24 protein-coding genes are annotated in these 26985 nt (G+C 72.8%); 13 read left to right on the top strand and 11 right to left on the bottom strand.

Annotated features, from left to right (window positions below):
* The first annotated feature begins 64 nt into the window (after positions 1-64).
* From IE239_RS20920 to IE239_RS20910, 3 genes are read left to right on the top strand one after another with little or no spacing between them, the layout of a single operon-like run.
* Positions 65-1642 carry an MFS transporter gene (locus IE239_RS20920; RefSeq protein WP_190150870.1) on the top strand — a complete coding sequence of 526 codons (1578 nt, stop codon included), beginning with the start codon at positions 65-67 and terminating at the stop codon, positions 1640-1642.
* 5 nt (positions 1643-1647) lie between these two features.
* Positions 1648-2277: a TetR/AcrR family transcriptional regulator gene (locus IE239_RS20915; protein ID WP_444545009.1), complete on the top strand. Its 630-nt coding sequence runs from the start codon at positions 1648-1650 to the stop codon at positions 2275-2277.
* Between the two features lie 33 nt (positions 2278-2310).
* The gene (locus tag IE239_RS20910) at positions 2311-3042 is read left to right on the top strand and encodes a Mut7-C RNAse domain-containing protein (RefSeq protein ID WP_190150868.1); all 732 of its coding nucleotides are present in this window, start codon (positions 2311-2313) and stop codon (positions 3040-3042) included.
* Positions 3043-3052: 10 nt separating this feature from the next.
* On the opposite strand, the gene IE239_RS20905 is transcribed toward IE239_RS20910, so the two are convergent.
* Positions 3053-5086 carry a thioredoxin domain-containing protein gene (locus IE239_RS20905; RefSeq protein ID WP_190150867.1) on the bottom strand — a complete coding sequence of 678 codons (2034 nt, stop codon included), beginning with the start codon at positions 5084-5086 and terminating at the stop codon, positions 3053-3055.
* A 249-nt stretch (positions 5087-5335) separates the two neighbouring features.
* Between IE239_RS20905 and IE239_RS20900 the strand changes: the two genes are divergently transcribed.
* On the top strand, positions 5336-8602 hold the full coding sequence (locus tag IE239_RS20900) for a tetratricopeptide repeat protein (RefSeq protein WP_229878221.1): 3267 nt from the start codon (positions 5336-5338) through the stop codon (positions 8600-8602).
* Between the two features lie 488 nt (positions 8603-9090).
* Here the strand turns inward: IE239_RS20900 and IE239_RS20895 are convergent, their stop codons facing one another.
* The gene (locus IE239_RS20895; protein ID WP_190150866.1) at positions 9091-9399 is read right to left on the bottom strand and encodes a hypothetical protein; all 309 of its coding nucleotides are present in this window, start codon (positions 9397-9399) and stop codon (positions 9091-9093) included.
* On the bottom strand, positions 9392-10252 hold the full coding sequence (mca, locus tag IE239_RS20890; RefSeq protein ID WP_190150942.1) for a mycothiol conjugate amidase Mca: 861 nt from the start codon (positions 10250-10252) through the stop codon (positions 9392-9394). Before mca ends, IE239_RS20895 begins: the two co-directional genes overlap by 8 nt.
* Before the next feature lie 125 nt (positions 10253-10377).
* On the opposite strand from mca, the gene IE239_RS20885 reads away from it, so the two are divergent.
* Both IE239_RS20885 and greA read left to right on the top strand, forming a co-directional pair.
* On the top strand, positions 10378-10779 hold the full coding sequence (locus IE239_RS20885; protein WP_190150865.1) for a DUF4307 domain-containing protein: 402 nt from the start codon (positions 10378-10380) through the stop codon (positions 10777-10779).
* 189 nt (positions 10780-10968) lie between these two features.
* A complete protein-coding gene (gene greA / locus IE239_RS20880) occupies positions 10969-11469 on the top strand; it encodes a transcription elongation factor GreA (RefSeq protein ID WP_190150864.1) in 501 nt (166 codons plus the stop codon).
* Positions 11470-11666: 197 nt separating this feature from the next.
* Here greA and IE239_RS20875 read toward each other — a convergent pair whose 3' ends face one another.
* From IE239_RS20875 to ilvA, 3 genes are all read right to left on the bottom strand, one after another.
* Positions 11667-12521 (bottom strand): ABC transporter permease, encoded by an 855-nt coding sequence (locus tag IE239_RS20875; RefSeq protein ID WP_190150863.1) that lies wholly within the window; start codon positions 12519-12521, stop codon positions 11667-11669.
* Positions 12518-13549: an ATP-binding cassette domain-containing protein gene (locus tag IE239_RS20870; protein ID WP_190150862.1), complete on the bottom strand. Its 1032-nt coding sequence runs from the start codon at positions 13547-13549 to the stop codon at positions 12518-12520. The genes IE239_RS20875 and IE239_RS20870 overlap by 4 nt, the downstream gene beginning before the upstream one ends.
* 237 nt (positions 13550-13786) lie before the next feature.
* Complete coding sequence (ilvA, locus tag IE239_RS20865) at positions 13787-15016, bottom strand: threonine ammonia-lyase (protein WP_190150861.1); 1230 nt, start codon at positions 15014-15016, stop codon at positions 13787-13789.
* A 163-nt stretch (positions 15017-15179) separates the two neighbouring features.
* On the opposite strand from ilvA, the gene IE239_RS20860 reads away from it, so the two are divergent.
* The 3 genes from IE239_RS20860 to IE239_RS20850 all read left to right on the top strand — a co-directional run bounded on the left by IE239_RS20860 (position 15180) and on the right by IE239_RS20850 (position 16635).
* Entirely contained in the window at positions 15180-15689 is a 510-nt protein-coding gene (locus tag IE239_RS20860) for a MarR family winged helix-turn-helix transcriptional regulator (protein ID WP_190150941.1), read from the top strand.
* 134 nt (positions 15690-15823) lie between these two features.
* On the top strand, positions 15824-16390 hold the full coding sequence (locus IE239_RS20855) for a sigma factor-like helix-turn-helix DNA-binding protein (protein ID WP_190150860.1): 567 nt from the start codon (positions 15824-15826) through the stop codon (positions 16388-16390).
* A complete protein-coding gene (locus IE239_RS20850) occupies positions 16387-16635 on the top strand; it encodes a hypothetical protein (RefSeq protein WP_190150859.1) in 249 nt (82 codons plus the stop codon). Before IE239_RS20855 ends, IE239_RS20850 begins: the two co-directional genes overlap by 4 nt.
* 133 nt (positions 16636-16768) lie before the next feature.
* On the opposite strand, the gene IE239_RS20845 is transcribed toward IE239_RS20850, so the two are convergent.
* Positions 16769-17923 carry a cystathionine gamma-synthase gene (locus IE239_RS20845; RefSeq protein WP_190150858.1) on the bottom strand — a complete coding sequence of 385 codons (1155 nt, stop codon included), beginning with the start codon at positions 17921-17923 and terminating at the stop codon, positions 16769-16771.
* A gap of 141 nt (positions 17924-18064) precedes the next feature.
* Between IE239_RS20845 and IE239_RS20840 the strand changes: the two genes are divergently transcribed.
* On the top strand, positions 18065-19183 hold the full coding sequence (locus IE239_RS20840; protein ID WP_190150857.1) for a hypothetical protein: 1119 nt from the start codon (positions 18065-18067) through the stop codon (positions 19181-19183).
* 25 nt (positions 19184-19208) lie between these two features.
* On the opposite strand, the gene IE239_RS20835 is transcribed toward IE239_RS20840, so the two are convergent.
* The gene (locus tag IE239_RS20835; protein ID WP_190150856.1) at positions 19209-19667 is read right to left on the bottom strand and encodes a DUF5707 domain-containing protein; all 459 of its coding nucleotides are present in this window, start codon (positions 19665-19667) and stop codon (positions 19209-19211) included.
* Between the two features lie 335 nt (positions 19668-20002).
* On the opposite strand from IE239_RS20835, the gene IE239_RS20830 reads away from it, so the two are divergent.
* Both IE239_RS20830 and IE239_RS20825 read left to right on the top strand, forming a co-directional pair.
* Positions 20003-21217 carry a serine hydrolase domain-containing protein gene (locus tag IE239_RS20830; RefSeq protein ID WP_190150855.1) on the top strand — a complete coding sequence of 405 codons (1215 nt, stop codon included), beginning with the start codon at positions 20003-20005 and terminating at the stop codon, positions 21215-21217.
* A complete protein-coding gene (locus IE239_RS20825) occupies positions 21214-21996 on the top strand; it encodes a Type 1 glutamine amidotransferase-like domain-containing protein (protein WP_229878214.1) in 783 nt (260 codons plus the stop codon). Before IE239_RS20830 ends, IE239_RS20825 begins: the two co-directional genes overlap by 4 nt.
* A 287-nt stretch (positions 21997-22283) precedes the next feature.
* Here the strand turns inward: IE239_RS20825 and IE239_RS20820 are convergent, their stop codons facing one another.
* A complete protein-coding gene (locus IE239_RS20820) occupies positions 22284-23327 on the bottom strand; it encodes an NAD(P)-dependent alcohol dehydrogenase (RefSeq protein ID WP_190150854.1) in 1044 nt (347 codons plus the stop codon).
* Positions 23328-23503: 176 nt separating this feature from the next.
* Here IE239_RS20820 and IE239_RS20815 point away from each other — a divergent pair, with 176 nt between their 5' ends.
* On the top strand, positions 23504-24403 hold the full coding sequence (locus IE239_RS20815) for a helix-turn-helix domain-containing protein (RefSeq protein ID WP_190150853.1): 900 nt from the start codon (positions 23504-23506) through the stop codon (positions 24401-24403).
* 309 nt (positions 24404-24712) lie between these two features.
* Here the strand turns inward: IE239_RS20815 and IE239_RS20810 are convergent, their stop codons facing one another.
* Positions 24713-25399, bottom strand: a complete 687-nt coding sequence (locus tag IE239_RS20810) for an ABC transporter ATP-binding protein (protein ID WP_190150852.1) — start codon at positions 25397-25399, stop codon at positions 24713-24715.
* A 113-nt stretch (positions 25400-25512) separates the two neighbouring features.
* Positions 25513-26961, bottom strand: a complete 1449-nt coding sequence (locus IE239_RS20805) for an ABC transporter permease (RefSeq protein WP_190150851.1) — start codon at positions 26959-26961, stop codon at positions 25513-25515.
* Positions 26962-26985: the final 24 nt, after the last annotated feature.

Below are 26985 nucleotides of genomic sequence, written 5' to 3'. Positions count from 1 at the left end.
GATTTTCGTGCGCCGGAAGCCGAAAGATTGACAGCCACCATCTTTTGGAAGCTACTCTCAATTCATGGTTACTGTCACCAATTCGAGCCCGGTGGGGTCCGACCCCCGCCGCTGGTGGGCCCTCGGCGCGCTGGTCGCCAGCATGCTCACGCTCGGCTTCGACACGACGATCCTCAATGTGGCCCTGCCGACCATGGCCGAGCGGCTCGGGGCCACCACCGAAGAACAACAGTGGATGGCGGACGCGTACATCGTCGTCTTCGCGGCGCTGATGCTCCCCGCAGGCCTCCTCGGCGACCGGTTCGGGAGGCGCCGGATGCTGATCACCGGGCTCGGGATCTTCCTCGTCGGCTCGCTGGTCGGCGCCCTGGCCGGGGACGTCGACGCCGTGATCGCCGCCCGCGCCGTGATGGGCGTGGGAGCCGCCCTGGTCACCCCGCTCGCGCTGTCCGTGCTGCCCTCGCTGTTCGCGCCCGGGGAGCGGACCAAGGCCGTCGGCATCGTCTCGGCGGGCTCGACACTCGGCCTGCCGCTCGGACCGATCATCGGCGGCTGGCTGCTCGACCACTTCTGGTGGGGCTCGGTCTTCCTGATCAACCTGCCCATGGCCGCGCTCGGCATCGCCGCCTGCGTGTTCCTGCTGCCCGAGACCCGCGACCCCGCCTCTCCTCGGGTGGACGTCGCCTCCGCCGCGCTCACCGCGGCCGGGCTCGGCGCCCTCGTCTACGCGATCATCGAGGCCCCCACCCGAGGCTGGGGCGACCCGCTGGTACTGACCGCGTTCGCCGCCGCGGCGGTCCTGATCACCGCGCTGGTACTGCGCGAGCGTCGGGTGGAACGGCCCATGCTGGACATGACGCTGCTCGCCCACCGCGGCTTCCTGTTCAACACGCTCGCCGCGACCCTGGTGATGTTCGTCCTGTCCGGACTGCTCTTCGTGCTGCCCCCCTACCTCCAGGTCGTCCTCGGCCACGACGCCCTCGGCACCGGCGTCCGGCTGCTGCCGATGATGGGCGGGCTGATCATCGCCGCCCGGGCCGCCCAGCCCGTGGTGGCCCGGTTCGGGGCGCGGGCCGTGGTGAGCGCGGGGCTGGTGGTGCTGGCCTTCGCCGCGCTGCTCGGCAGCCGCACGAGCGTCGACGCCGGATACGGCTTCACCGTGCTGTGGCTGTCGGTCGTCGGCTTCGGCTTCGGTTTCTCGGTCGTGCCCGCGATGTCGGGCGCCCTGGGGGCGCTGCCGGCCGACCGCGCGGGCAGCGGCTCCGGCCTGCTGATGACGCTGCGCCAGGTCGGCGGCGCGATCGGCGTCGCCCTGCTCGGCAGCCTGCTCGCGGGCGCCTTCCGCGACCGGCTCGACGTCACCGGCCTGCCCGCCGGCGTCGCCGACACCGCCGGCGACTCGGTGGTCGCCGCCCACGTGATCGCCGACCGGGCCCACGCGGACTCGCTCGCCGCCTCCGCGAACGCCGCCTACGTCCACGGCATGGGCCTCGTCCTGCTGGTGTGCGGGATCGCCGCCCTGGTCTCCGCGCTGCTGGCGGCCGCCTTCCTGCCCGGAACCCGGCCCGGCCGGCCCGCCGACGCCGACGCCGAGGAAGCCGGTCCCGCGGTGGTGGCCGCGAGGGCCGATGCCCGACAATGAGTTCCATGACGGCCGCACGCATCAGTCCTCCCGCCGACCGCCCCCGACCTGGTCTCCGCGAGCGCAAGAAGATCAAGACCCGCGAGGCGATCCGCGCCGCGACCTACGCCTTGGTCGAGGAACAGGGCTACGACGCCACGACGATCGACCAGATCGCCGAACGCGCCGAGGTGTCGCCGTCGACCGTCTTCCGCTACTTCCCGACCAAGGAGGACATCGTCCTCACGGACGAGTACGACCTGGTCCTCGCGGAGGAACTGCGGGCCCGCCCGAAGGACGAGGCCTGGACGGATTCCATCCGCCACATCATGCTGGCGGCCGCCCGCACCGGGATCAAGGACGACTTCGAGGTGGCCAAGCTGCGCACCCGGCTGCTCGTCGACGTCCCGGCCGTGCGCTCGCGGATGATGGAGAGCATGTCGGTCACCGGCCGGCTGCTCTGCGGCGCGATCGCCGAACGCACCGGCCGCGACCCCGACAGCCTGGAGGTCCGCGTCCACGCGATGTCCCTCGCCGGAGGCCTGATGGAGACCTCGCTGTACTGGGCGGAGAACGGCCACCAGGGCGACTTCCCCGCCCTCCTCGACCGCGCCCTGGACGTCCTGCAACACGGCCTGGGCGAGGAGGACAGCTGAACCCCGGCCGCTCCCCCGTGCCATCCTGACCAGGTGAACGCACACCGGATCCGCGTCGAAGTCACGCCCGAGCTGGCCCTGTTCGTCCCGCACGCCCGGCGCGCCGGCCCCACCGACCTCGCCGTCGACGGCGTCTCGACCCTCGGCCATGTCGTCGAGTCGCTCGGGGTGCCCCTCACCGAGGTCGGCGCCCTGCTCGTCGACGGCCGGGAGACGCCCGTCTCGCACATCCCCGCCGACGGTGAGTCGGTGAGCGTGCGCCCGGTCGCCCGGCCCCAGCGGGTGCCGGGCGCCCCGCTGCGCTTCCTCCTCGACGTCCACCTCGGCACCCTCGCCCGCCGGCTGCGCCTGCTCGGCGTCGACGCGGCCTACGAGTCGACCGACATCGGAGACCCGGCCCTCGCCGCCCGGTCGGCAGCCGAACAACGGGTCATGCTCAGCCGCGACCGGGGCCTGCTGCGCCGCCGCGAACTGTGGGCCGGCGCCTACGTCTACAGCACCGCCCCCGAGGAACAACTCCGCGACGTCCTGGACCGGTTCGCGCCCGAACTGCTCCCCTGGACCAGGTGCACCGCCTGCAACGGCCTGCTGCGGCAGGTCAGCAAGGACGAGGTCGCCGGCCGGCTGCGACAGGGCACCCAGCAGTCCTACGACGTCTTCGCCCAGTGCCGGTCCTGCGGCCGCGCCTACTGGAAGGGCGCGCACCACGAGCAGCTGGTCGCCATCGTGGAACGCGCCCTGGCGGAGTTCGCGGGCCGGCCGTAGCCGGGGCCCGTCAGCCGCTCAGCGCGTCACGCAGTCGCTGCGGGTCGGTGGTCGGCGCGTCGCAGGTGAAGCCGCGGCAGACGTAGGCGGTCGGCTCACCGCCGACCAGCGGCCGGCCGACGAGCAGCGGAAACTCGTCACCGCCCGCGGCGCCGAACGCGACGACGGCTCCGGGGGCGGTGGCCAGCAGCGCCGTGCGGTGCAGCTCCCTGGCGGCCGGATCGTCCAGCCCCTCGCCGACCACCGCGACCTCGCGCGGGCCGTCGAGCAGCGCCTCGGCCGCGGCCAGTCCCCAGCCGATGAACCGGGGGACGCGCGGCCCGAGCGCCTTCACCACGCCCAACGCCCGCTCTGCCGCGGTGCGATGGGGTTCCGAGCCGGTGTGGGCCGCATAGCCGAGCAGCGCCGCGGCGGCGGCCGTCCACCCGGAGGGCGCGGCGTTGTCGGTCGGGTCCTGCGGACGCCGGATGAGCTGCTCGGCGTCCACGGCCGTGTCGTACAGCGCGCCGGTCTCGGCGTCCACGAACCGGGTCAGCACATGGTCGAGCAGGAACCCGGCGAACTCCAGCCAGACGCCCTCCCCGGTGACGGAGGCGAGCGCGAGGAACCCCTCGGCGACGTCGGCGTAGTCCTCCAGGACGCCCGCGTTGGCCCCGGCCTGCCCGTCCTTGCTGGTGCGGGCGATGCGGGCCTGGTCGTCGAGGTGCAGCCGGACGAGGAGATCGGCGGCGGCGAGGGCCGCGTCGACGAGATCCGGGCGTTCGAAGTACGCGCCCGTCTCGGCGAGCGCGGCGATCGCCAGCCCGTTCCAGGCGGCGACGACCTTGTCGTCCCGGCCGGGAGCGGGGCGTCCGGTCCGGGCCCGGAGCAGCCGGCTCCTGATCGACTCGATCTTCGCGGCGTCGAACAGGCCCTCCTGTTCCGGCAGTTGCAGCACCGAGGAGCCGTGCTCGAAGGTGCCCTCCTCGGTCACCCCGAAGTGACGGGCGGCGAGCTCGGCGTCCTCCTCGCCCAGCACGTCCTTCAGCTGCGCGGGCGTCCAGGCGTAGTACGCGCCCTCGACGTGCCGGCCGGTGCCGTCGTCGCTGTCGGCGTCGAGCGCGGAGGCGAACCCGCCCTGCTCGGTGCGCAGTTCCCGCACCATGAAGTCCGCGGTCTCCAGGGCGACCCGCCGGGCGAGTTCCGAGCCGGTCGCGCGCCAGAGGTGCGCGTAGACCCGGCACAGCAGCGCGTTGTCGTAGAGCATCTTCTCGAAGTGCGGCACGGTCCAGTCACGGTCCACGGAGTACCGGGCGAACCCGCCGCCGAGCTGGTCGTAGATCCCGCCGCGGGCCATCCGCTCACATGTGTCCCGGGCCATCTGCAGGGCGCCCTCGGCCCCGGTCCGGGCGTGATGGCGCAGCAGGAACTCGAGCACCATGGACGGCGGGAACTTCGGCGCCCCGCCGAACCCGCCGCGTTGCGGGTCGTACTCGCGGGTCAGCCCGAGCAGCGCCTGTGACAGCTCCTGCTCGCCGGGGGCCAGGCTGTCGCCGTAGGAGATCTCCCGCCCCGCCAGATCCCGGACGATCTTCCCGGCGACCTCGGCGACCTCGTCCCGCCGGTCCGTCCAGGCCTGCCTGACCCCTTCCAGCACCTGCTTGAAGGAGGGCATGCCGTGGCGCGGCTCGGGCGGGAAGTACGTGCCGAAGTAGAAGGGCTCGGCGTCGGGCGTCAGGAACACGGTCATGGGCCAGCCGCCCTGCCCGGTGGCCGCCTGCACGGCTTCCATGTAGACGGCGTCGACGTCGGGGCGCTCCTCCCGGTCGACCTTCACGCTGACGAAGTGCTCGTTGAGGTGGTCGGCGGTCGCCTGGTCCTCGAAGGACTCGTGCGCCATCACATGGCACCAGTGGCAGCTCGCGTAGCCGACGCTGAGCAGCACCGGCACGCCCCGCCTGCGTGCCTCCTCGAAGGCCTCCGCCGACCAGGGCCACCAGTCGACCGGATTGCCGGCGTGCTGGAGGAGGTACGGGGACGTCTCATGGGCCAGTCGGTTCGGCATGGAGTCCATCCTGCCGCAGTACCCGGCCCGAGAGGCGGCAGGCATGTCCCGCCGGTGACGTCACCCCGGCGACCGGGCGACCGCACACCGGGGCGGAGAGGAGGAGCGCGGGGAAGGGTGCGGGGAGTACGGGCTCGGGAAGTACGGGTCCGCGGGGCGGCCGGCAGGGGCCCACGCCCCCTCGCGCTGCGCAGCCGACCGCAGCACACTTGACCAAGGAAAGCGGTGACCGCCGGAGGGGGACGGGACATGCGGGACGGTCATAGGGCGGACGCCGAGCGGCTGTTGGCGCGGGCCGTGGAGGAGGAGGTGCGCCGGTCGGGCGGGCGGGCCGACCGGCAGGCGCTGCTGACGCGGGCGCGCGGCGCGCTGGACGTCATGGCGCAGACGGCCGCCGAGGAGTACGAGGCCTACGCGCGAGCCCTGGACGAGGCGGAGGCCCGGCACATCGGTTTCGGGCAGCGCTACGCGCGCGAAGGAGGCCGGACTCCCCTGCTGGTGGCGGGTGTCGCCGCCGTGACGGCGGCGGTCGCGGACCTCGCGCTGGGCACCGGGCCGGGCACGGCTCTGGGCGCCGGGGTGACCGTCGGAGTGGTCGGAGCCGCCGCGACCGTCGCCAAGGTGGCCGGGTCGCATCTGCCGGCCGCGCACCACCGGGCCGGCGAGGCGGGTCAGCCCGGCGGCGCCGAACAACTGAGGCTCCAGTGGCTGACGGCGCTGGAGGTGCGCGGTATCCGGCCCTTCCTGGACCAGCAGCGGGTACTGAGGGCGACGACCGGGTCGAAGAAGCTCCCCGGACCGCGACTGCGCGGCACCGACAAGAGCGCGGCGGCCCGCGGACGGAGCGTTCTGCAGCAGTCGTTCGCCCAACTGCCCGAGCCTGCGGGCCCGTTCACCGGACGTCGGACGGAGCTGGCGCAGATCCGGCAGTGGGTGCAGGCCTCACGCGCCGGCACCGAGACCCGGCCCACCGTGGTGGTCCTGCACGGCGACCCCGGCAGCGGCCGCACCACGCTCGCGGTGCGGGCCGCCCACGATCTGCGCGACCACTTCCGCGGCGCGTGCGTGGTGGACCTGCGCGGCGACAGCGCGCAGGAGACGCCGCTGTCCACCCGGGACGCCCTGCTGCATCTGCTGAACCGCCTCGGCGCACCCCGCGAGCAGCTCCTCTTCCGTGAACGCTCCTCGGCTGAGCAGCAGGTCAGGCGGCTCGGCGAGCTGTACCACCAGCATCTGACCGGGCTGCCGGTCACGGTGATCCTGGACGACGCCTCGGACCCCGAGCAGGTCCGCACACTCGTCCCGGAACGCTCCGAGAGCCTGGTCCTGGTCACCGCCCGCACCCCTCTCGCGCTGCCCGCCGAACTGTCGCCCCGGGTGCACGAACTCGCGGTGCGGCCCCTGGAGGCGGCGGGCGCGGAGGAACTGCTGGGCGCGGCGGCCCAGGACGTGTCCGGCCCCTACGACGCCGAGTCCGCCGACCGGATCACGCGGTTGTGCGGCGGACTGCCGCTGGCGCTGCGCGTGGCGGGCTCCTCGCTGGGCCCGCGTTCACCGCGTGCGCTGGCGGCGGACCTCGGCGCGTACGGGCCGGTGCAGCCGGTCGAGCGCGCGCTGTGGCTGCGCTACACCGACCAGCCGGACGCGACCCGCAGGCTCCTGCGCCGGCTGGCGCTGGCCGGGCGGGCCTCCCTCGGCGCGGCGGCGGCCGCCGCGCTGCTCGCCACCGACCGCGCGGAGGCGGCCCGCCACCTCACGGTCCTCGCCGACGCCGGGCTCGTCGACCACGTCCGCGGCGACCGCTACCGCCTGCACGACCTGGTCCGCGCCTTCGCCCAGGCCCGTCTGCTGGACGAGGAGCCGCAGAGCGAGCGCGCGGCGGCCCAGGAGCGTCTGATCGTCAGCTACGCCGAGCTCGCCGACTCGGTGCTGCGGCTGGTCGACGGGAACATGTCGACCCGCTCGGACCGGTTCACCCCGCACGGCTTCACCTCCCTCGACGAGGCGCTGCGCTGGCTGGACGACGAGTCGAGCTTCATCACGTCGACGCTGCGGCACGCCGAGGGCGTCGACCAGAACGCGGTGATGAGCCTGCTGGGCGCGCTGTGCGACTACTGCCTGCTGCGCGGCGACCTCTACCGGCTCGGCGAGATCAGCGAACTGGCCCAGTCGGTCGGGCAGGACCTGCTCGTGCGGTCCGTGCAGTGGCGCACCGGCATCGCGGCACGTCAACTGGGCGAGCTGGACAAGGCCCGCACCACACTCAGCTCGGTCGTCGACCTCTATCTGCAGGCCCACCACGACGCCGGCGCGGCGCGCGCCCTGTGTTCGCTGGGCATCACCCTGCACCATCAGGGGCAGCTGAAGGAGGCGGCGGCGAAGCTGCGGGAGGCGATGGCCCTGCAATCCGCGCCGGAGCTGGCCACGGACCGCGCCTGGACGATGCACGCGCTGGCGGCGGTGGAGCGCGACCGGGCGCAGCTGGCCGAGGCGCTGGACCTGCTCACGCGTTCCCTGGTCCTGCACCGTGAGGGCGGCTCCGTGCACGGCGAGGCCTGGGCGCATTTCCAGCTGGGCCAGCTGCACCTGCGTCGTGGCGACGTCGAGCGGGCGCGGACGGACCTGCGACGGGCCCTCGACCTGTACGGCCGCACCCGCGACTCCCGGGGCGAGGCCTGGGCCCTCACCCAGCTGGCCCGGGCCCGGCTGATCGCCGGGGAGCCCGGTCCGGCGGCGGAGGACCTGCGCCGGGCGGCGGCCCGGCACCGGGACAACGAGGACGCGCGCGGCGAGGCGTGGACGGTGTACTACCTCGGCCTGGCCCTGGAGGAGACGGGCGACCTGGACCACGCGGTCCGCGAGCTGGAACGTTCCCGCTCCCTGTTCTCCCGGATGCGGGACGTCTACGGTCTGGCCTGCGCCCGCCATCACTCGGCGCGGGTCACCCGCGACCAGCGCGCCGCCCAGACCGGGTCGCTGCGCAACTCCGGGTTCGCCCGTCAGCTCCTGGTCGACGCGCGCGCCGACTTCCAGCGCATCGGCGTCGCCCACGGCGAGGCCTGGACCTGTCTGGAGCTCGCGATCGTCGACGCGGGCAACACGCGTGCGCAGGCCGCGCTGGCCCTGTGCGAGGAGGCGGCGGCGCTGTTCGCGTCCTACGGCGACCGGCGCGGCGAGGACTGGGCGCGCTTCCTGCGCTGCACCCTGCTGCCGTACGCGGCGCCGGGCGGCGTCGAGGTCGGCACGGCGGTGGCCCAGGAGGAGCTGGCCCAGCTGGTCCGGGCGGACCACCCGCTGCGCGACACCGGGCTGACCGAGTGTCTGGAGGCCTACGGCCTGCTGCTGGAACGAGGCGTACACCTGGAGTCGGGCTGGCAGGCCTGGCGTCTCGGCCTGGTCCCCGGCAGACCCGCCCGCGAGGTGATGGGCGTGGAGGTGATGGGCGTGGAGGTGATGGGCGTGGAGGTGAACGCCGCCCCGCACCCCACAGCCCCACCCGAGGCCGACCCCAGATGAACGCAGGCCCAGGAGCGGTGCTCGCCGGGTGAACGTCGGCCGAGGAGCGTGCTCGCTGGGTGAACGTCGGCGGAGGGGGCGCTCGCCGGAGGCGCGTAGGCGGAGGGGGCGCTCGCCAGTTTCGCGCCGGCCGCCCGGACAAGGCCGACCGGGACGAGAACAACCCGGGGAGACCAGGGGAGACCGAACCGGGAGACCCAGGAGACCGAATCGGGGAGACCGATCCGGAGCGGGATGAGCGCCACGTGAAACCGGCCTGTCGGGGAGCGCCGGCCCGTCGGGGAGCACCGGCCGCGAGTCCGTGAGCCCTCGGGCGGCCGGGCGCGCCGCAGCGGCACCGCAGGCCGCAGCCGGGCGTGAGCAAGGGCGGGGCGGCGAACGTGAGCAGGGGCGGGGGGCCGGTTGCCCGTGCCCCCGGCGCCCCTGCCCAAGCGCTCCTCGTCAGCTCGTCGCGCGCACCGGCCGTCGACGTCACCGCCGGCGGGGCCTCAGCTCGCCGACGAAGGCTTTCCCGTCGTCCTGCCGCCGGCCTTCGGGCCCGGAGCCGTGGTCGTGGAGGCGTTCGCCGTGGCGCCGTGCGAGACGTTCTCCGGGTCAGCCGGGTCGGCCGGGTCCTTGAAGTCGACCTTGCCCATGTGCTTGCTCATGGACCTCATCAAGCCCCACACCGCCACCGCCATCGCCGCGAAGACGATGAAGCCGAGGACGCCGGGGGTGACCTTGTTCTCGTCGACCTCCTTGGCGAGGGGGACGAGATGCGTCATTGCCAGGCTCACGCTTGCGCTCATGTCAGGCATTGTCGCGGATGCCCGCAAACAGGTCGTCCTCGGGGAGGGAGGTACCGACGTGGGCCTTCGCGAGCTCGTACTCCTCCGTCGGCCAGACCTCCCGCTGGACGTCCATCGGAACGCGGAACCAGCCGCCGTCCGGGTCGATCTGCGTGGCGTGGGCGATCAACGCCTTGTCGCGGATCTCGAAGAACTCGGCGCACGGAATGTGCGTGGTGAGCGTGCGCTCGCGCTGCCCGAACTCCTCCCAGCGCTTGAGCCACTCGCCGTAGGGCGACTCCATGCCGCGCTCGAGCAGCGCGTTGTGCAGCGCCTCGGTGCGCGGACGGTTGAAGCCCTGGTTGTAGTACAGCTTCAGCGGCCGGTACGCGGGCCCGAACTCGCCCTCGGGGTACTTCTCGGTGTCGTCCGCGCCCTCGAAGGCCACCATCGAGATCTTGTGGGTCATGATGTGGTCGGGGTGCGGGTAGCCGCCGTTCTCGTCGTAGGTGGTGATCACCTGCGGACGGAAGGCGCGGATCTGCTTCACCAGCTCGCCGGCCGCCACGTCGACGTCCTCCAGGGCGAAGCAGCCCTCGGGCAGCGGCGGCAGCGGGTCGCCCTCGGGCAGCCCGGAGTCCACGAAGCCCAGCCATTCCTGCTTGACGCCGAGGATCTCCCTGGCCTCGTCCATCTCCTTCTTGCGTACCTCGTGGATGTGCTCCTCGATGTACTTGTCGCCTTGCAGCTTGGGATTGAGGATGGAGCCGCGCTCCCCGCCCGTGCAGGTCACGACCAGCACGTCCACCCCCTCGGACACGTACTTCGCCATGGTGGCCGCGCCCTTGCTCGACTCGTCGTCGGGGTGGGCGTGGACGGCCATCAGTCGCAGCTGGTCAGTCAAGACTCAATCCTCGGTAAGTCGGCGCCCGGCGTGACCCGGCGCGATCGCAGGCTTCTATAGTGACCGAATCGGGGGACGAAAAATTCCGCGCCGAGAGGACGATCATGAGCACGGCGAGCACGCGACTGCCCGAGGGCCGCTACGGCCGTTCCTCGGACGAGCGCGCCGACCACAAGCTCAAGATCGCCGGTGTCGTCCTGGGCGGTCTGCTCCTGGCGTTGATGGGCTACTTCGCCTATCACTACGTCGGCCAGAACAAGATCAGCGCCGAGGTGATCGCCTTCAAGGCGACCTCGGACGACGCCGTCGAGGTGCATCTGGAGGTCCGCAAGGACTCCGGCACGAGCGGTTACTGCACGGTGCGCTCACAGTCCGCCGAGGGCGCCGAGGTGGGCCGCGCGGACTTCCGCTTCTCCGGTGCGGACTCGCGCATCGACAAGGTGGTCACCCTGCGCACGACGGCGAAGGGCACGACGGCGGAGCTGCTCGGCTGCCACGCCGACTGACCCGAGGCCGTCACCTGACCGGCGTCACCCGCAATACCTGCACACTGACCTGCGCCGACGTAATTCTGGTGGCTTATGTCCTCCCCCTTCGGCCGCTGAATTGTTAGGCTCGTGGTTTCGCCCATCACCAGAGGAACATGCTTCTGACAGGGCGATGCTTTGTATTCCCAGTACCGACGAGGAGCACCTGTGACCCAGACCAGCGAGTCCGTCACCTGGCTGACCCAGGAGGCGTACAACAAGCTCAAGGTCGAGCTTGAGTACCTTACTGGTCCTGCGCGCACGGAGATCGCCGCCAAGATCGCCGCCGCGCGCGAGGAGGGGGACCTCCGCGAGAACGGTGGGTACCACGCGGCCAAGGAGGAGCAGGGCAAGCAGGAGCTCCGTGTGCGCCAGCTGACCCAGCTTCTCGAGAACGCCAAGGTCGGCGAGGCTCCGGTCTCCGCGGACGGCGCGGTGGCGCCGGGCATGGTGGTGAAGATCGCCTTCGACGGCGACGAGGACGACACCATGACCTTCCTGCTCGCCTCGCGTGAGTACGCGAGCTCCGACATCGAGACCTACTCGCCGCAGTCCCCGCTGGGCACCGGCGTGATCGGTCACAAGGTCGGCGAGGACGCGGAGTACGAGCTGCCGAACGGCAAGAAGGCCTCCGTGCGCATCCTCGAGGCCAAGCCCTACGACGGCTGACCCACCACTTCCACCTGGACCTTTCTCTCTCCGGGCCTTCCGACGAGCCCCCGGCGCCCTCGTGCCGCCGGGGGTTTCGTCATGTCCGGCGGGGCCGCCCGGCGGGGTCGTGCCGGGCTACGCCGCACCGGGCCGCGGCGCGCGGGGCTCCGCCGTACGGATCTCCGCCGTAAGGGGCTCCGCCGTACGGGACCTCCTCATGCCGTCGCCGAGCGGTACTTGCGCACCGCCAGCGTCCGGAAGAGCAGAATGATCAGCACGGAGTAGATCAGCGAGGCCCAGACCGGGTGCTGCATCGGCCAGGCGCCGGACTGCGACTGGCCGGGGTTGGCGAACAGCACTCTGCATGCCTGGACGGTGGCGCTGAAGGGGTTCCACTCGGCGATGTGGCGCAGCCAGGGCGTCATATTGGCGGTGTCCACGAACGCGTTGGAGATGAAGGTCACCGGGAAGAGCCAGATCAGCCCGCCGGAGGTGGCCGCCTCGGGCGTGCGGACGCTCAGGCCGATCAGGGCGCCGATCCATGTGAACGCGTAGCCGAGCAGGAGCAGCAGCCCGAAGGCTCCCATGACCCGCAAGGCGTTGGTCTCGCCGTCGGAGCCGACCCGCCAGCCGACCAGGAGCGCGACGATCGCCAGCACCAGCAGGGTGAGCGCCGTCTGGACGAGGTCGGCGAGGGTACGGCCGGTGAGCACCGCGCCGCGCGCCATGGGCAGGGAGCGGAAGCGGTCGATGAGGCCCTTGTGCATGTCGTCGGCTATACCGGCACTGGAGCCCGCCGTGGCGAAGGTGACGGTCTGCGCGAAGATGCCCGCCATGAGGAAGTTCTTGTAGGCGGTGGCACTGGTGCTGCCGCCGATCCGCATGGAACCGCCGAAGACGTAAGTGAAGAGCACTACGAACATGATGGGCTGAATGAGACCGAAAATGACCACTTCCGGAATGCGCACCATGCGAATCAAGTTGCGTTTTGCAACGACCAGGGAATCGCGGACCGGCTGCGCGAACGGACGGGCGGGCTGCGGCGCCGCGGCGTCGGTGACGGCACTCATCTGACGGTCTCCTTCTCGCTCTGCCCCTCGGCCTGCCCCTGCCCCTCGGCCTGCCCCTGCCCCTCGGCTTCGCTCTCCTCCGCCTTCGCCTCGGCCACGTGTCCCGTCAGGGACAGGAAGACGTCGTCGAGGGTGGGGCGGCGCAGGCCTATGTCGTCGATCTCGATGCCACGGGAGTCGAGCTCGCGGATGACCTCGGCGAGGAGCTTCGCGCCGCCGGTCACCGGCACGGTCAGCTTGCGGGTGTGCTGTTCCACGGTGGTCTCGCCCTTGCCGAAGCCGGACAGCACCTCCCGGGCCACCGTGATGTGTTCGCGCTCGTGCACCACGACCTCCACGCGCTCGCCGCCGGTGCGGGCCTTGAGCTCGTCGGAGGTGCCGCGGGCGATGACCCTGCCGTGGTCGACGACCGCGATGTCATGCGCCAGATGGTCGGCCTCTTCGAGGTACTGGGTGGTCAGCAGCAGTGTCGTGCCGCCGGAGACCAGACGCTTGATCACCTCCCACAGCAGTTGGCGGTTACGCGGGTCGAGGCCGGTCGTCGGCTCGTCCATGAACATCACGGGCGGCGAGACCACCAGCGCCGCGGCCAGGTCGAGACGGCGGCGCATGCCTCCGGAGTAGGTCTTGGCGGTGCGGTCGGCGGCGTCCGCGAGGTCGAACCGGTCGAGCAGCTCGGCGGCCCGGGCCTTCGCCGCGCCGGCTCTCATCTGGTAGAGCCGGCCGACCATCTGGAGGTTCTCGCGACCGGTGAGGTACTCGTCGACCGCGGCGAACTGGCCGGACAGGCCGATCGAGCGGCGCACCTCGTTGGGATGCTCGAGCACGTCGAAGCCGGCGACCACGGCCCGGCCCCGGTCGGGACGCAGCAGGGTGGTCAGACAGCGGACGGCGGTGGTCTTGCCCGCGCCGTTCGGCCCGAGCAGGCCCAGGACCGTGCCCTGCGGCACGTCCAGGTCGACGCCGTCCAGAGCCTTTACGTCGCCGAAGGTCTTCACCAGGCCTTCGGCGTAGATGGCGCCTGGCATATGGGTCTCCACGTCGTCGGGGATTCTCCGGAAAGCTTAGGTTTGCACTTTTCGCTCCGCCTCGCGGGGAAGTCGACCGCGCAATCCCGAGAACACACCGTAACGCGATGTATCGCGTCTCACAATGGATTTACCCGAACGAGTGATCGAAAGGACCTGAAGCGGGACCGGGCCCGAGGCCAGGCGAGCGGGCCGGGCCGGGCCGCCGGGCGAGCGGGCCGGGCCGGAGCGGCGGCCTCAGTCGATGACGGTGTATCCGGCGTCGCCCAGCGCCCGGCCGACCTCGGCGCAGTGCGCGGGCCCCTTGGTCTCCAGGTGCAGTTCGACCTCCGCCTCCGTCAGCCCGAGCCGGGGATCGGTCCGCAGGTGGCTGACGTCCAGGACGTTGGCGTCGACCCCTGACAGCGTCCCGAGGAGCGAGGCGAGCGCCCCCGGCCGGTCCGTCAGCCGCAGTCGTACGGCGAGGTAGCGGCCCTGTGCGGCCATGCCGTGCCGCAGGACGCGCTCCATCAGCACCGGGTCGACGTTGCCCCCGGACAGCACCGCGACGACCGGCCCCTCGAAGGCGTCGGGCGCGCTGAGCAGCGCGGCCACCGGGCTCGCCCCGGCCGGCTCGACGACCATCTTGGCCCGCTCCAGGCACAGCAGCAGCGCCGCGGCCAGCTCGTCCTCCGTGACCGTGCGGACCTCGTCCACCAGATCGCCGACGATGGCGAACGGCACTTCGCCCGGGCGGCCCACCCTGATGCCGTCGGCCATCGTCGCCGGGTTGTCGAGCACCACCGGCCGGCCGGCCGCCAGCGAGGGCGGGTACGCCGCGGCCCCCGCCGCCTGCACGCCGACGATCCGCACGTCCGGCCGCAGCGCCTTCACCGCGACCGCGATGCCCGCCGCCAGACCGCCGCCGCCGATCCCGACGACGATCGTGCGCACCTGCGGGCACTGATCGAGGATCTCCAGGCCGACCGTGCCCTGACCCGCGATGACGTCGGGGTGGTCGAAGGGGTGGATGAACACCGCGCCGGTCCCGGCCGCGTACTCCTGCGCCGCGGCCAGCGTCTCGTCGACCACCTGGCCGTGCAGGCGCACCTCGGCGCCGTACTCGCGGGTGGCGCTGATCTTCGGCAGCGGTGCGCCCTTCGGCATGAACACCGTGGACCGCACGCCCAGCAGCGACGACGCCAACGCCACGCCCTGCGCGTGGTTGCCCGCGCTCGCCGCGACCACTCCGGCCGCCCGCTCCTCCGGCAGCAGCCCTGCGATGCGGACATACGCACCGCGCAGCTTGAACGACCCCGTCCGCTGGAGGTTCTCGCACTTGAAGTGCACCGGCGCCCCGACCAGCCGGCTCAGGTGCCTGCTGCCCTCCATCGCGGTCGCCCGCGCCACGCCCGACAGCATCTTCTGGGCGCCGCGCACGTCGTCGAGGGTGACGGGGCGAAAGGAGTCAGCCGTGCCGTAGCTCATGACTCCAGCATCGCAGTTCACAGGCGGGAACAGCCGCTGTGACCAACCTCCGAGATCGGTTTGCGCAGCGCCGGTACGACCCGCCTTCCGGCCGCGTACTCTGTCCCCCATTCCAGCAGCCCCTTCATGAAGTGAGCCCCCGGCCATGCCCACAACACCTGAAATGTCGATGGACATGACGACAGTCGGTGACACCGGTCTTCTCGACACCTTGCAGCACGAGGTCGCGGTGTTCGCCCGCCGAGCCGAACAGACCCGGCTCGGCGGCGTCGGGCAGGTGCGCAACTCCATGGACCGCGCCGCATACCTGCTGCTCAACCGCCTCGACAACGAGGGCCCCATGGGCGTCAAGGCGCTCGCGGCGAGCATGGGCATCGACTCGTCCACGGTCACCCGGCAGGTGGCGCCGCTCGTCGACACCGGCCTGGTCAAGCGGACCTCGCACCCCGAGGACGGCCGGGCCGTGGTCCTCCAGCTGTCCCCGCGCGGGCAGGCGCGACTGGAGGAAGTCCGTTCCTCGCGGCGGCAGTTGATGGCCGAACTGACGGACGACTGGACGCCGCAGGAGCGTGAGGACTTCTGCTCGCTCCTCACCCGCTTCAACACCGCCCTGTCCGCGCGGATGTCGGCTCATGTCCTCCCGGGAGCGGAGTCCCCGCAGACCGCCTCCTGAACCCCGGGCACGCGCACAGGGGGGCGACTTTCCGACGGGTGTGCGCGACTCTTGACCGAAAGCCCGCCCCGGGCCTCATATGAGACCGGGGCAGATGGCCGCCCAGGGGGACGCCGTCAGGCGGGAGGCTCGGTGTGCGAGACAGTCGTGCGGCCCAGGAGACCCGCCGGGCCAGGGAGTTCGAGGCGTTCGTCGCCGGCGCGGGCGGACGGCTGCTGCACGCCGCCACGCTGCTCACGGCCGAGTCCCCGGCGGACAACCCGCGCGCGCGTCACCTGCTGACGCTCGCCCTCGCACGCACGTACGCCTGCTGGGACCGGCTGCGCGGCGAGGACCCGTACGACCGCGCCCGCGAGCAGCTGGCCACCCGCTTCGCCCACGGCGCCTGGCACGAGTACGTGCGGCGCCTGTACGACGCCCTGCCCCTGGGCCGCGTCCTGTCCTTGGGCCGCGGCCTGTCTCCGGACCGTCCCCGGCAGCGCCCGGCGGCCGTCGGCCCGCTGGCGCGTCTCACCCCGCAGGAGCGTCTCGTGCTGGTCCTCAGGCTGTACGAGGGCGTCGCCGAGGAGCAGGCGGCGGCGCTGCTCGGCCTGCCGGCTGACCGTGTCCGCACCCTCTGCGACCGGGCCACGACGAACCTGCTGCGCCCGCCCCGCGCGCAGCCGACGGCGGTACCGCGCGCGAGGGCGGCCGCCTCGTGAACCGCGCCGAGCGGGAGGCCGCCGTCCGCCGGATCATGGAGCGGACGCCGCCGCCGGTGCCGGCGGAGCTTCATCCGGAGGTCGTACGCCGGGGCGGCCGCCTGGTGCGACGCCGCAGGACCGCCCGGCGGCTGGGCTGGCTGCTGCTGTCCGCGGCGATCGTGGCGTTCGTGATCTGGGCGACGGTGGTCCAGCCCTGGGTGGAGCCGCCGTCGCAGACGACTCCACCGCTCACGAACTGGTGAGCCCCGGCGTTCGCTCCGGCACTCGGCGGGACCGGCCGCCCGGTGGCCCGCCCGGTCCCGCCGAGTGCCGGGCAAGCCGTCCCCGGCCGTCTGTCGCCGGTCGCCTGTCTCCGGCGGCCTCGGGCCGTGCTGCCTAGCCGAGGGCCTGCTGCAGGTCCTCGATGAGGTCCTCGACGTTCTCGATGCCCACGGAGAGACGGACGAGGTCGGCGGGCACCTCCAGGGCGGAGCCGGCCACGGACGCGTGCGTCATGCGCCCCGGGTGCTCGATGAGGGACTCGACGCCGCCCAGGGACTCGCCGAGGGTGAACACCTTGGCCCGGTTGCACACCTCGACGGCCGCTTCCTCGCCGCCGGTGACCCGGAAGGAGACCATGCCGCCGAAGGCCCGCATCTGCTTGGCCGCGACCTCGTGCCCGGGGTGCTCCGGCAGGCCGGGGTAGAGCACGTGCGTCACGCGCGCGTGCCGGGTCAGCATGTCGGCGACCTTGCCGGCGTTCTCGCTGTGCCGGTCCATGCGCACCGACAGCGTCTTGGCGCCGCGCAGCACGAGCCAGGAGTCGAAGGGCCCGGCGACCGCGCCCATCGCGTTCTGGTGGTACGCCAGCTCCTCGCCCAGCTGGGCGTCGCCGGTGATCAGCGCGCCGCCGACGACGTCCGAGTGGCCGCCCATGTACTTGGTCAGGGAGTGCACGACGACGTCCGCGCCGAGCGACAGCGGCTGCTGCAGGTACGGCGTGGCGAAGGTGTTGTCGACGACGAGCTTCGCGCCCGCGTCCCGGGCGACCTGGGCCACGGCGGCGATGTCGGTGATGCCGAGGAGCGGGTTGGAGGGGGTCTCCACCCACACGACCTTGGTCTTGGGAGTGATCGCGGCGCGCACGGCGGCCGGGTCGGCGGTGTCGGCGACCGACCAGGCCACGCCCCACCGGGCGACGACCTTCGCAAAGAGGCGGAACGTGCCGCCGTAGGCGTCGTTGGGGATGACCACGTGGTCGCCGGGGCTGAGCAGCGTACGCAACAGGCAGTCCTCGGCCGCCAGTCCGGAAGCGAACGCGAGACCCCGGCAGCCGCCCTCCAGGGCCGCGAGGTTCTCCTCCAGGGCGGTCCTGGTCGGGTTGGCGCTGCGGCTGTACTCGTAGCCGCCGCGCAGGCCGCCGACGCCGTCCTGCTTGTAGGTCGAGACCTGGTAGATCGGCGGGACCACCGCGCCCGTGAGGGGATCTGCGGTGTTGCCGGCGTGGATCGCGAGGGTCTCGAAATGCTGACTGATGTGCCTGTCGCTCATGGGCACCGAGGGTAGTCCGCCCGCGGCGCCGGCGCGGGCCGGCCGCCCGGCGGACCGCGCACGCCCCGGCCGCGACGGAGGTTTTCCACAGGGACGGGGGCGGGTTGGCCAATTGTCGGCGCGGTCTGGTTCGCTTGTGGCATGGAGATTCTGTGGGGCCTGGTGGCGCTGGTCTTGATCGGCTACGTGATGCTGTCGCTCGTCCGGCGCCGGCGCGGTGTCGTCGGGCTGGTGCCGGCGGACCATCCGGACGCGGCCGACCCGGCGGCGTACGGTTTCGTGCGCACCGAGGAGCTGGACATCCGCATGCCCGGCCCCGACCAGGATCTGCTCGACGTCCTGGACGTGGTGCAGCACACGCAGGCCTACCGTGCCGCGCAACAGCTGCTGGCCGGCACCGGGACGAAGGGCGAGCTGCGCTGGCAGCGCGTGCAGGCCTTCGCCGGCGCGGCGGCCCTGGAGCTGCAGCAGCGGCCGGGCGGCGTCGGCGAGATCCCGGGCGGGCAGTGGCTGCGGGTGTGGCGCACCGAGGCGCCCAAGGACGCGGGCGGTGCGGCGGTGCAGGCCGAGTTCCTGGTGCAGCAGGCCTGGCGGACGTCGACGCCGGGCACGGACGACTTCCGGATCATCATGGAGGAGGCGAGGGACGCCTGTGGCCAGGCCGCCCTGCTGTCCCCGGAAGACCCGGTCCCGTACATCGTCGAGCTGTCGGTGGCTCGTGGTCTGCGGTACTCGCAGACGGAGTTCGAGCAGCTCTGGCTGAACATCCTGGACCGCGACCCGGCGCACATGGGGGCGCATCTGGCGGCCCTGCCCTACTGGTGCGAGAAGTGGCACGGCTCGCGCGAGCTGGCGTACGGCTTCGCCGAAGCCGCGGCGGCGCGGGCCCCGCGGGGCTCCCTCCTCGCGGCGATGCCCCTCTTCGCGGTCTTCGAGCACCTCCCCGAGGTGAACCTGGTCCGCAGCTTCTACCAGAGCGAGGTCGTGACCAAGGCGGTGCACGGCGCGCTGTTCGCGGTGCAGGCGGCCCGGCACGACGACCCGATGCTGGCGCACGTCCGCCACCTGCTCGTGTTCTTCCTGGTGCGCTCCGAACGCTGGTCGGAGGCGATGAGCCAGATCGTCCACGTGGACGGCCACGTCGGCGCCCTGCCCTGGTCCCTCTCCCCCGACCCGGCCGGCGAGTTCGCGGTCTACCGCGCGATGGCGGTCGCGGGCTACGAGGCGAACGGCGGCAGCCCGGCGACGATGCCCCACTGACTCCGCGGCGGCGGGCGGCTCGGGGTCATCCGACGGTGAAGCCGGCCGCCTCGGGGTCCAGCGTGGTGGTGCCGTCCTTGGCGGTGGCCAGGACGGAGACGTGCCAGCCGCCGCGCGGTGACGACTGGGCGTCGGCACGGGTGACCGGGACGGTGTACGTGCACCGCACGGTGTGCGTGCCGGCGGGCGCGGGCTTGCAGACGGCCTGCTCCACGTCGGCCATGTCCTTGGCGGTGGGCCCCTTCTCGGCGAAGGACGACTTCTCCGGCCATGCGAGGACCTTGACGCTCTTGACGCCGGAAGACGCCGTCACGTCGGTCACGAACGTCAGCGAGCCGGCGCGGTCGCCGTCGGGAGCGTTGTAGCGGGCGGTGCTGTGCGCCAGCACCGGTGACTGCCCGTCGGCGTGGGCGAGGGCGAAGGCGCCTGCGCCGCCGAGCACGACGACACCGGCGGCCACGGAAAGAGCGATACGTCGGGACATGGGATTCTCCGTAACTGTCTGAACAACCGTCTGAACAACCGTCTGATCTGAACGGCTGTCCGAGCTGAACCGGACCGGCGCTCCTCGCGCCGCTCCGCCCATACTCGCCGCGCGAGCCTCCGCCGGGCATGAGCGCACGTACCCAGGCACATACTCAACTCAACCTGGGAAAGGGCCTCTTGGCCGCGCCTCGGGCAGCCGGGCGACATTCGCCCGCTCGCGGTGGAGACGACCGCGGCGCCGCTCGCCGGGGGCCGGCCCCCGGCGCCGAGGGGTGCGTCCACTCGCCGGGAATTCGGTTGCCGGGGGCGGGGTCGCGGGGGCTAGATGGCGTCATGGCTGACATTCAGGGGTCGTACGACGATCTGTTCGCCGCGGTGCCCGCCGCGCTGGCCGTGTCGCTGGACGAGGGGGACGTCGGCGGGTCGGTGGCCGTGTTCGTGGACGGTGAGCCGGTGGTCGACGTCTGGGGCGGGTTCGCCGACGCCGGGCGCACGGTTCCCTGGCAGCGGGACACGCTCGTCAACGTCTGGTCCGTCACGAAGACGATGACGGCGCTGTGCGCGCTGGTGCTGGCGGACCGGGGCGAGCTCGACATGGACGCGCCGGTGGCCCGGTACTGGCCCGAGTTCGCCGCGGTGGGCAAGGAGCGGGTACTGGTCCGGCACGTGCTCTCGCACACCGCGGGGCTGCCCGACTGGGTCTGGCCGGTGGCGGAGCTCTACGACTGGACGGCCGCCACGACGCGCCTGGCCGCGCAGGCGCCGCTGTGGGAGCCGGGCAGCGCGGCCGGGTACCACTCGCTCACCCAGGGGTTCCTCGTCGGCGAGGTCGTCCGCCGGATCACCGGCCGGACGCCGGGCGCGTTCTTCGCCGACGAGATCGCGGGTCCGCTGGGCGCGGACTTCCACATCGGGCTGTCGGCCGAGCACGACCACCGGGTGGCCCCGGCGGTCCCGCCGCCCTCCCTGGGCGAGGACTACACCGCGGGCGCGGCCGCGAGCGACGCGGGCTCCGACCCGTCGACGGCCCCGGCCTCCCCCGGCTCCCCGGACACCTCCGGCGCCCCGGACTCGCGGGATTCCCGGAACACCGTGGACCGGTCGACCGTCCCGGACGAGACGCCCGCCCCGACCGCGCTGCGGGTGCGGGACGGCAACAGCGCGGCCTGGCGCCGGGCTCAGATCCCCGCCGCGAGCGGCTTCGGCAACGCCCGCTCGGTCGCCCTCGTCCAGTCGGTTCCGGCCTGCGGCGGTGCGGTGGGCGGGGTGCGGCTGCTGTCGCGGGCGGGATGCGAGCGCGCCTGGCAGGAGCAGTTCAGCGGCCAGGACCGGCGCCTGGGCATGCCGGTCAGCTGGGGCCTGGGCTACGGCCGCTTCGGCGGCACCTACGGGTGGGGCGGCTGGGGCGGTTCGACGGTCATGATCGAGCCCGAGTCGCGTATGACGGTGGCGTACGTGACGAACCAGATGCGCGAACCCGCGGCCGACACCCGGGGCATGGAGATGATGATGGCCGCCCACGACGGACTGCGGGGGCTGCGGGCGTGAGCGGGGAAGCGACGGACGGGGGCCGGGCGGCGGTGTTCCTGGTCGGCGGCGGCTGGGACGAGTCCGTGGCCGGCGTCGTCCACGGGCCGTTCCTGCGGGCCGCGGCGGCGCGTTCTGCCGGCGGTGCGGGGGCCGTTCCGCGGATCCTGTGCGTGCTCGTCGACGAGGGCGACGGGACCGGCCAGTTCGACCGGTACGACGTCGCACTGCGCCGGGCGGGAGCGTGCACGCCCGTGCCGCTGCTGCTGCCGGTCGGAAAGCGGTTCGACGGCGGGGCCTTGGCGGAGGACCTCGCGGACGTGGACGGGGTGATCGTCTGCGGCGGTCTGACCCCCGCCTATCAGGAGGCGTTCGCCGCCGGGGCGGGCGAGGCGCTCGCCGCGCGGGGCCTCCCGTACGCCGGGTTCTCCGCCGGGGCCGTGGTCGCGGCGCAGGACGCGGTGGTCGGGGGGTGGCTGGTGGACGGGGTCCCGGTGTGTCCGCCGGACGCGGCCGAGGATCTGGAGGAGGTCGAGGTACGGCCCGGGCTGGGGCTCGTGCCGTTCGGGGTGGACGTGCACGCCGCGCAGTGGGGCACGTCGGGCCGGCTGGCCGCCGTCGTGGCCGGCGGGCGGCTCGCGCACGGGGTGGCCGTCGACGAGAACACCCTGGTCGAGGTCGCGGACGGGCGCGCGCGGGTGGCGGGGCTCGGTCGGGCCCACTCCCTGCGCCCGGCTCCGGGCGGCGGTGTCGTCGTACGGTCCTACGGCCACGAGGAGTCGTTCGCCGTCACCCTCTGATCCGGCAGCCGCGCGGCGACGCCGTCCTGCCGCCCCTCGCCGGACGCCATCGGACGTCAGCACGTCGGCAGACGTCGGAGCGCCGGCGGCGGAGGCCCGTCAGGGTCGTCTCGCCGAACCGCACCGCACCGCCGCGCCGCACCGGGCCGCACCGGGCCGCCGGCCAGAACACCGGCACAGGCACGGCCCCGGAGGCCGCAGGGCCCCGGAGGCGTGCTCCGGGGCCCTGCCCGCCCCGCCGCGCACCCGTCATCTGCCAGGGACGGGCACGGGGACTCGGGGGACCGTCAGATCGTCGAGGCGTCGATGACGAACCGGTAGCGGACGTCGCTGGCGAGCACCCGCTCGTAGGCGTCGTTGATCTCCTCGGCGGCGATCAGCTCGATCTCGGCGCCCAGGCCGTGCGCGGCGCAGAAGTCCAGCATCTCCTGGGTCTCCGCGATGCCGCCGATCGCGGAGCCGGCGAGGGTCTTGCCGCCGCCGATCACCGAGAAGAGGTTGAGGGAGATCGGCTCCTCGGGGGCGCCCACGTTCACCAGCGCGCCCTCCGCCTTCAGCAGCGACAGGTAGGCGTTGAAGTCCAGGGGGGCCGAGACCGTCGAGAGGATGAGGTCGAAGGAGCCGCGCAGTTCCTGGAACGTCTTCTCGTCGGCGGTGGCGTAGTAATGGTCGGCGCCCAGCCTCAGGCCGTCGTCCTTCTTGCGCAGCGACTGGGACAGCACGGTCACCTCGGCGCCGAGCGCGTGGGCGATCTTGACCGCCATGTGGCCGAGGCCGCCCATGCCGAGGACGGCGACCTTCTTGCCGGGACCGGCGTTCCAGCGCTTCAGCGGGGAGTACGTGGTGATGCCGGCGCACAGCAGCGGCGCGGCGACGTCCAGGGCGAGGCCGTCGGGGATGCGGACGACGAAGTTCTCGTCGACCACGATCTTCCGCGCGTAGCCGCCGTAGGTGGGCTCGCCGTCCTTGCCGACGGCGTTGTACGTGCCGACGCTGCCGCCGGTGCAGTACTGCTCGTGGCCGGCCTTGCAGTTGTCGCACTCGCGGCAGGAGTCGACGAGGCAGCCGACGCCCACCCGGTCGCCGACCGCGAACCTGGTCACGCCGGGGCCGACCTCGGAGACGACGCCCGCTATCTCGTGGCCGGGCACCATCGGGAAGATCGCCTCGCCCCAGCCCTCCCTGGCCTGGTGGATGTCGGAGTGGCAGATCCCGGAGAACTCGATGTCGATCAGGACGTCGTTCTCACGGACAGCACGGCGTTCGATGGTCGTGCGCTCCAGCGGAGCCTTGGCGGCGGGGGCGGCGTACGCGGCAACGGTGGTGGTCATGCCGGGGTTCTCCTAGCGGGGGGTTGCGTCATGCCGGGCCTGCCTTCCGGCCGGGCATGACGTCCAGCCTGCCCCGCCGCGCGGGTTTCACCCAGGTCACGCCTTTGCGTACGTCTGCTGTGCCTATCACTGGCGGGGTCAGGATGCTGGACGTACGACCGTGAATACTGGACGACATGGACGAACGCCCCGAACCCGCCGGCGCCTCGCTGGACCGGCGAGCCGAGCTCAGCGAGTTCCTGCGCACCCGGCGGGCCCGGCTGAAGCCGCAGGACGTGGGGCTGCCCGACTTCGGCCGGCACCGCAGGGTGCCGGGGCTGCGGCGCGAGGAGCTGGCGCAGCTGGCCGGCGTGTCGGTGGCGTACTACACGCGCCTGGAGCAGGGCAACGGGCGCAACGTGTCGGCGGAGGTGCTGGACGCCATCGCCCGCGCCCTGCGGCTGACGGACGCCGAGCACGCCCACCTCACCCACCTCGCCAAGCCGAAGCACAAGAAGAAGCAGACGGCGCGGTCCCCGCAGGCGCGGCCGGCGCTGCGGCAGCTGCTGGACGCGATGGACGCGGTGCCGGCGTACCTCATCGGGCGGCGCTCGGAGATCCTCGCGTGGAACCGGCTGGCGGCGGCGCTCTTCGGCGACTGGGGTGAGCTGCCGGCGGCGGAGCGCAACTGGGCCCGGCTGACGTTTCTGCGCCCCGACTACCGCGACCTCTTCGTGGACTGGGAGCAGAAGGCGATCGACATCGTCTGCGTCCTGCGCATGGAGGCGGGCTGCTATCCGGACGACCCGCGGCTCTCCGCGCTGGTGGGCGAGCTGTCGGTGAAGAGCGAGGATTTCCGGCGGCTGTGGGCGACGCACGACGTCAAGGAGAAGAACCACGGCGTGAAGCACATGCGGCACCCGCTGGTGGGCGAACTCTCCCTGCACTTCGAGGGGTTCAGGCTGTCGGACGGCAGTGACCAGACGCTGGTGACGTACCACGCGGAGCCGGGGTCGGCGTCGGCGGAGGCGCTGCGGCTGCTGGCCAGTTGGGGCGTGGACGCCACCCGTGCGGGGTCGCAGACTCCTTCCGTCTGAGAGCACTCCCGCGGGCGGCGGCGCCGGGGCCGCCGCGCGCGGACCCGACCGCACCGCCGGCGGTCGACGCCGTCGCCGCCGGGCCGCCCCGCCGCCGGCCGCCCGGCGGGCGGTTCGGCGTCCGGGTCCCGGAGGTGTGCGGCGCGCCGGGTGCCCCGCTCGGCGCAGGCGGGGAACGGCGGGTTCCGGCGGGCGTTCTCTCGACGCTCAGCGAACCGCGGGCCCGGCCGGACGCCCGGCCCGGCCTCCGGCACGGCTGCCGGGGACCGCTGTCGCGAGTGCGGTCCCCGGGCGCCCTCGCGGACCGGCTCACCGCGACGCCGCGTTCTCCTTCACCGTGATCCTCCCCTTGCGGATGGTCGCCACCCGCGGGGCCTTCCGCGCGATCGCGGAGTCGTGGGTGACCATGACGAAGGTGAGCCCGTGCTCCTCCCACATGCTGTGCAGGACGTCCATGATCTCGTCGCGCATGCTCTCGTCGAGGTTGCCCGTGGGCTCGTCGGCGAGCAGCACCTTGGGCTGTTTGACCAGCGCGCGGGCGATCGCGACGCGCTGCTGCTGGCCGCCGGACAGCTCGGACGGCAGGTGGCCGAGGCGCTCGCCGAGGCCCACGGACCTCAGCGCCTCGGCGGCCCGCTCGCGCCGCTCCCCGGCCTTCACCCCGAGCGGGACGAGCGCCGTCTCGACGTTCTCCCGGGCGGTGAGCGTCGGGATGAGGTTGAAGGACTGGAAGACGAAGCCGATGTTCTCGCTGCGCACCTTCGTCAGCCTGGTCTCGGAGAGCTTGGCCAGGTCGACGCCGTCGAGGACGATCTCGCCCTCGGTGGGCCGGTCGAGCGCGCCGATCATCTGCAGCAGCGTGGACTTGCCGCCGCCGGTGGGGCCCTGGATGACGAGCCGGTCGCCGTCCGGGACGGTCAGGTCGACCCCGTCGAGGGCGTGGACGGTGTCCTTGCCGCGGGTGTAGCGCTTGGTGACGCCTCTGAGTTCGTACATGGGACTGCAACTCCTCGGGTTCGGTGGGTGGGTCGGCCACGCGGCACAGCGCCGGGCCGGGCCGGGCACGCGACGCCGGGCCGGGCACACGACGCCGCGCGGCGCCGGGTCGGCTACTCGACGCGGCGCAGCGCGTCCGCCGGGCGCAGCCTCGACGCGCGCCAGCCGCCGAAGGCCCCCGCGATCAGGCCACCGGCCACGGCGAGGCCCACCGCGACGGCCACCGTCGTGACGCTCACGGGCGCCGTCAGCGCCACGTCGAGGGTCCTGGCCGCCTGGCGACCGCCACCGCCGAAGCCGCCGGGACCGCCCTGACCTCCGCCGCCACCGCCGCCGCCCAACTGGGCCTGCAACGTGGGGCTGATCGCGGTCACGGCGTACGCGCCCGCCAGACCGAGCGCGATTCCCAGGGCCCCGCCCAGCAGGCCGTTGACCATGGCCTCGCCGGCCACCTGCCGGGTGACCCGGCCCGACCTCCAGCCGAGCGCCTTCAGCGTGCCGAACTCGCGCACGCGCCGGGAGACAGCCGAGGAGGTGAGCAGGCCGGCGACCAGGAAGGCGGCGATCAGCACGGCGACGGACAGCCACTTGCCGACGTCGGCGGCGAGGGAGGAGGCCGTGGAGAGGGAGCCGGAGACGGTGTCGGCGAGGTCGGCGGAGGTGGTGACCGTCGTCCCCGAGACGTTCTTCTGGATTTCGGACTTGACGCTGTCGATCTTCTTGGAGTCGGTCGCCTTGACGTAGATCGTGGTGACCTTGTTCTTCGAGTCGCTGAGGGTCTGGGCCCGGGTCAGCGGGATGTAGACGTCGGCGGCGGCGTCGCCGCTGTCGGCCGTGGCGACGCCGATCACCGAGAACTTGACGCCGCTGACGGTGAGCGTGGAGCCGACCTTGAGCGACTTCTCCCTGGCGTACGCCGAGTCGACGACGGCGACCTTGCCGTCGGTCTCGGAGGACGTGAAGGTGCGGCCGCCGGTGATCGTGGAGGAGGTCAGCGGGCCGAGTTCGGGCTCGGTGACGTCGGTGCCGTAGACGGAGTAGTTCTCGACGCCGAAGTCCGCACCGCCGCCCTGCACTTCGCCCTGCTGCTCGCCGCTCCCCCGGCCGCCCCCGGGGGCGCCCCGGCCGCCGCCGTTCTGCTGGACCTGGCCGCGGGTGAACTGGCCGTCGATCTTGATGACGCGCAGGCTCAGTCCGCCGACCGCGTCGGCGACCCCGCTCTGCTTCCCGACCTGGGCGACGGTCGTCGTCGGCAGGGTCTGGAAGCCCTGCACCATGACGCGGTCGGTGCTCTGCTGCGCGCCGGAGTCGTCGTCCTGCGCGTCGAACCGGAAGCGCGGCCGGTCGGAGGCGTTCGCGGTGGGCGAGGCGGCCTTGGTGACCGTCATGTCCGTGCCGAGGCCGTACAGGGACTGCAGGACCTTGTCCTGGGCCCTGCTCATGCCGGTGGACACGGAGGAGACCACGACGACCAGCGCGATGCCCAGCGCGAGACCGGAGGCGACGACGAGGGCCGCTCTTCTGCGGCGGCGCAGTTCGCGCCTCAGGTAGGTGAAGAACATGACCGCAAGCTAGGTACGGCGCGT

The organism is Streptomyces humidus, from assembly GCF_014649655.1.
In the GTDB taxonomy this organism is placed as follows: Bacteria; Actinomycetota; Actinomycetes; order Streptomycetales; family Streptomycetaceae; genus Streptomyces; species Streptomyces humidus.
This window is presented reverse-complemented; position numbering and strand designations above follow the sequence as displayed.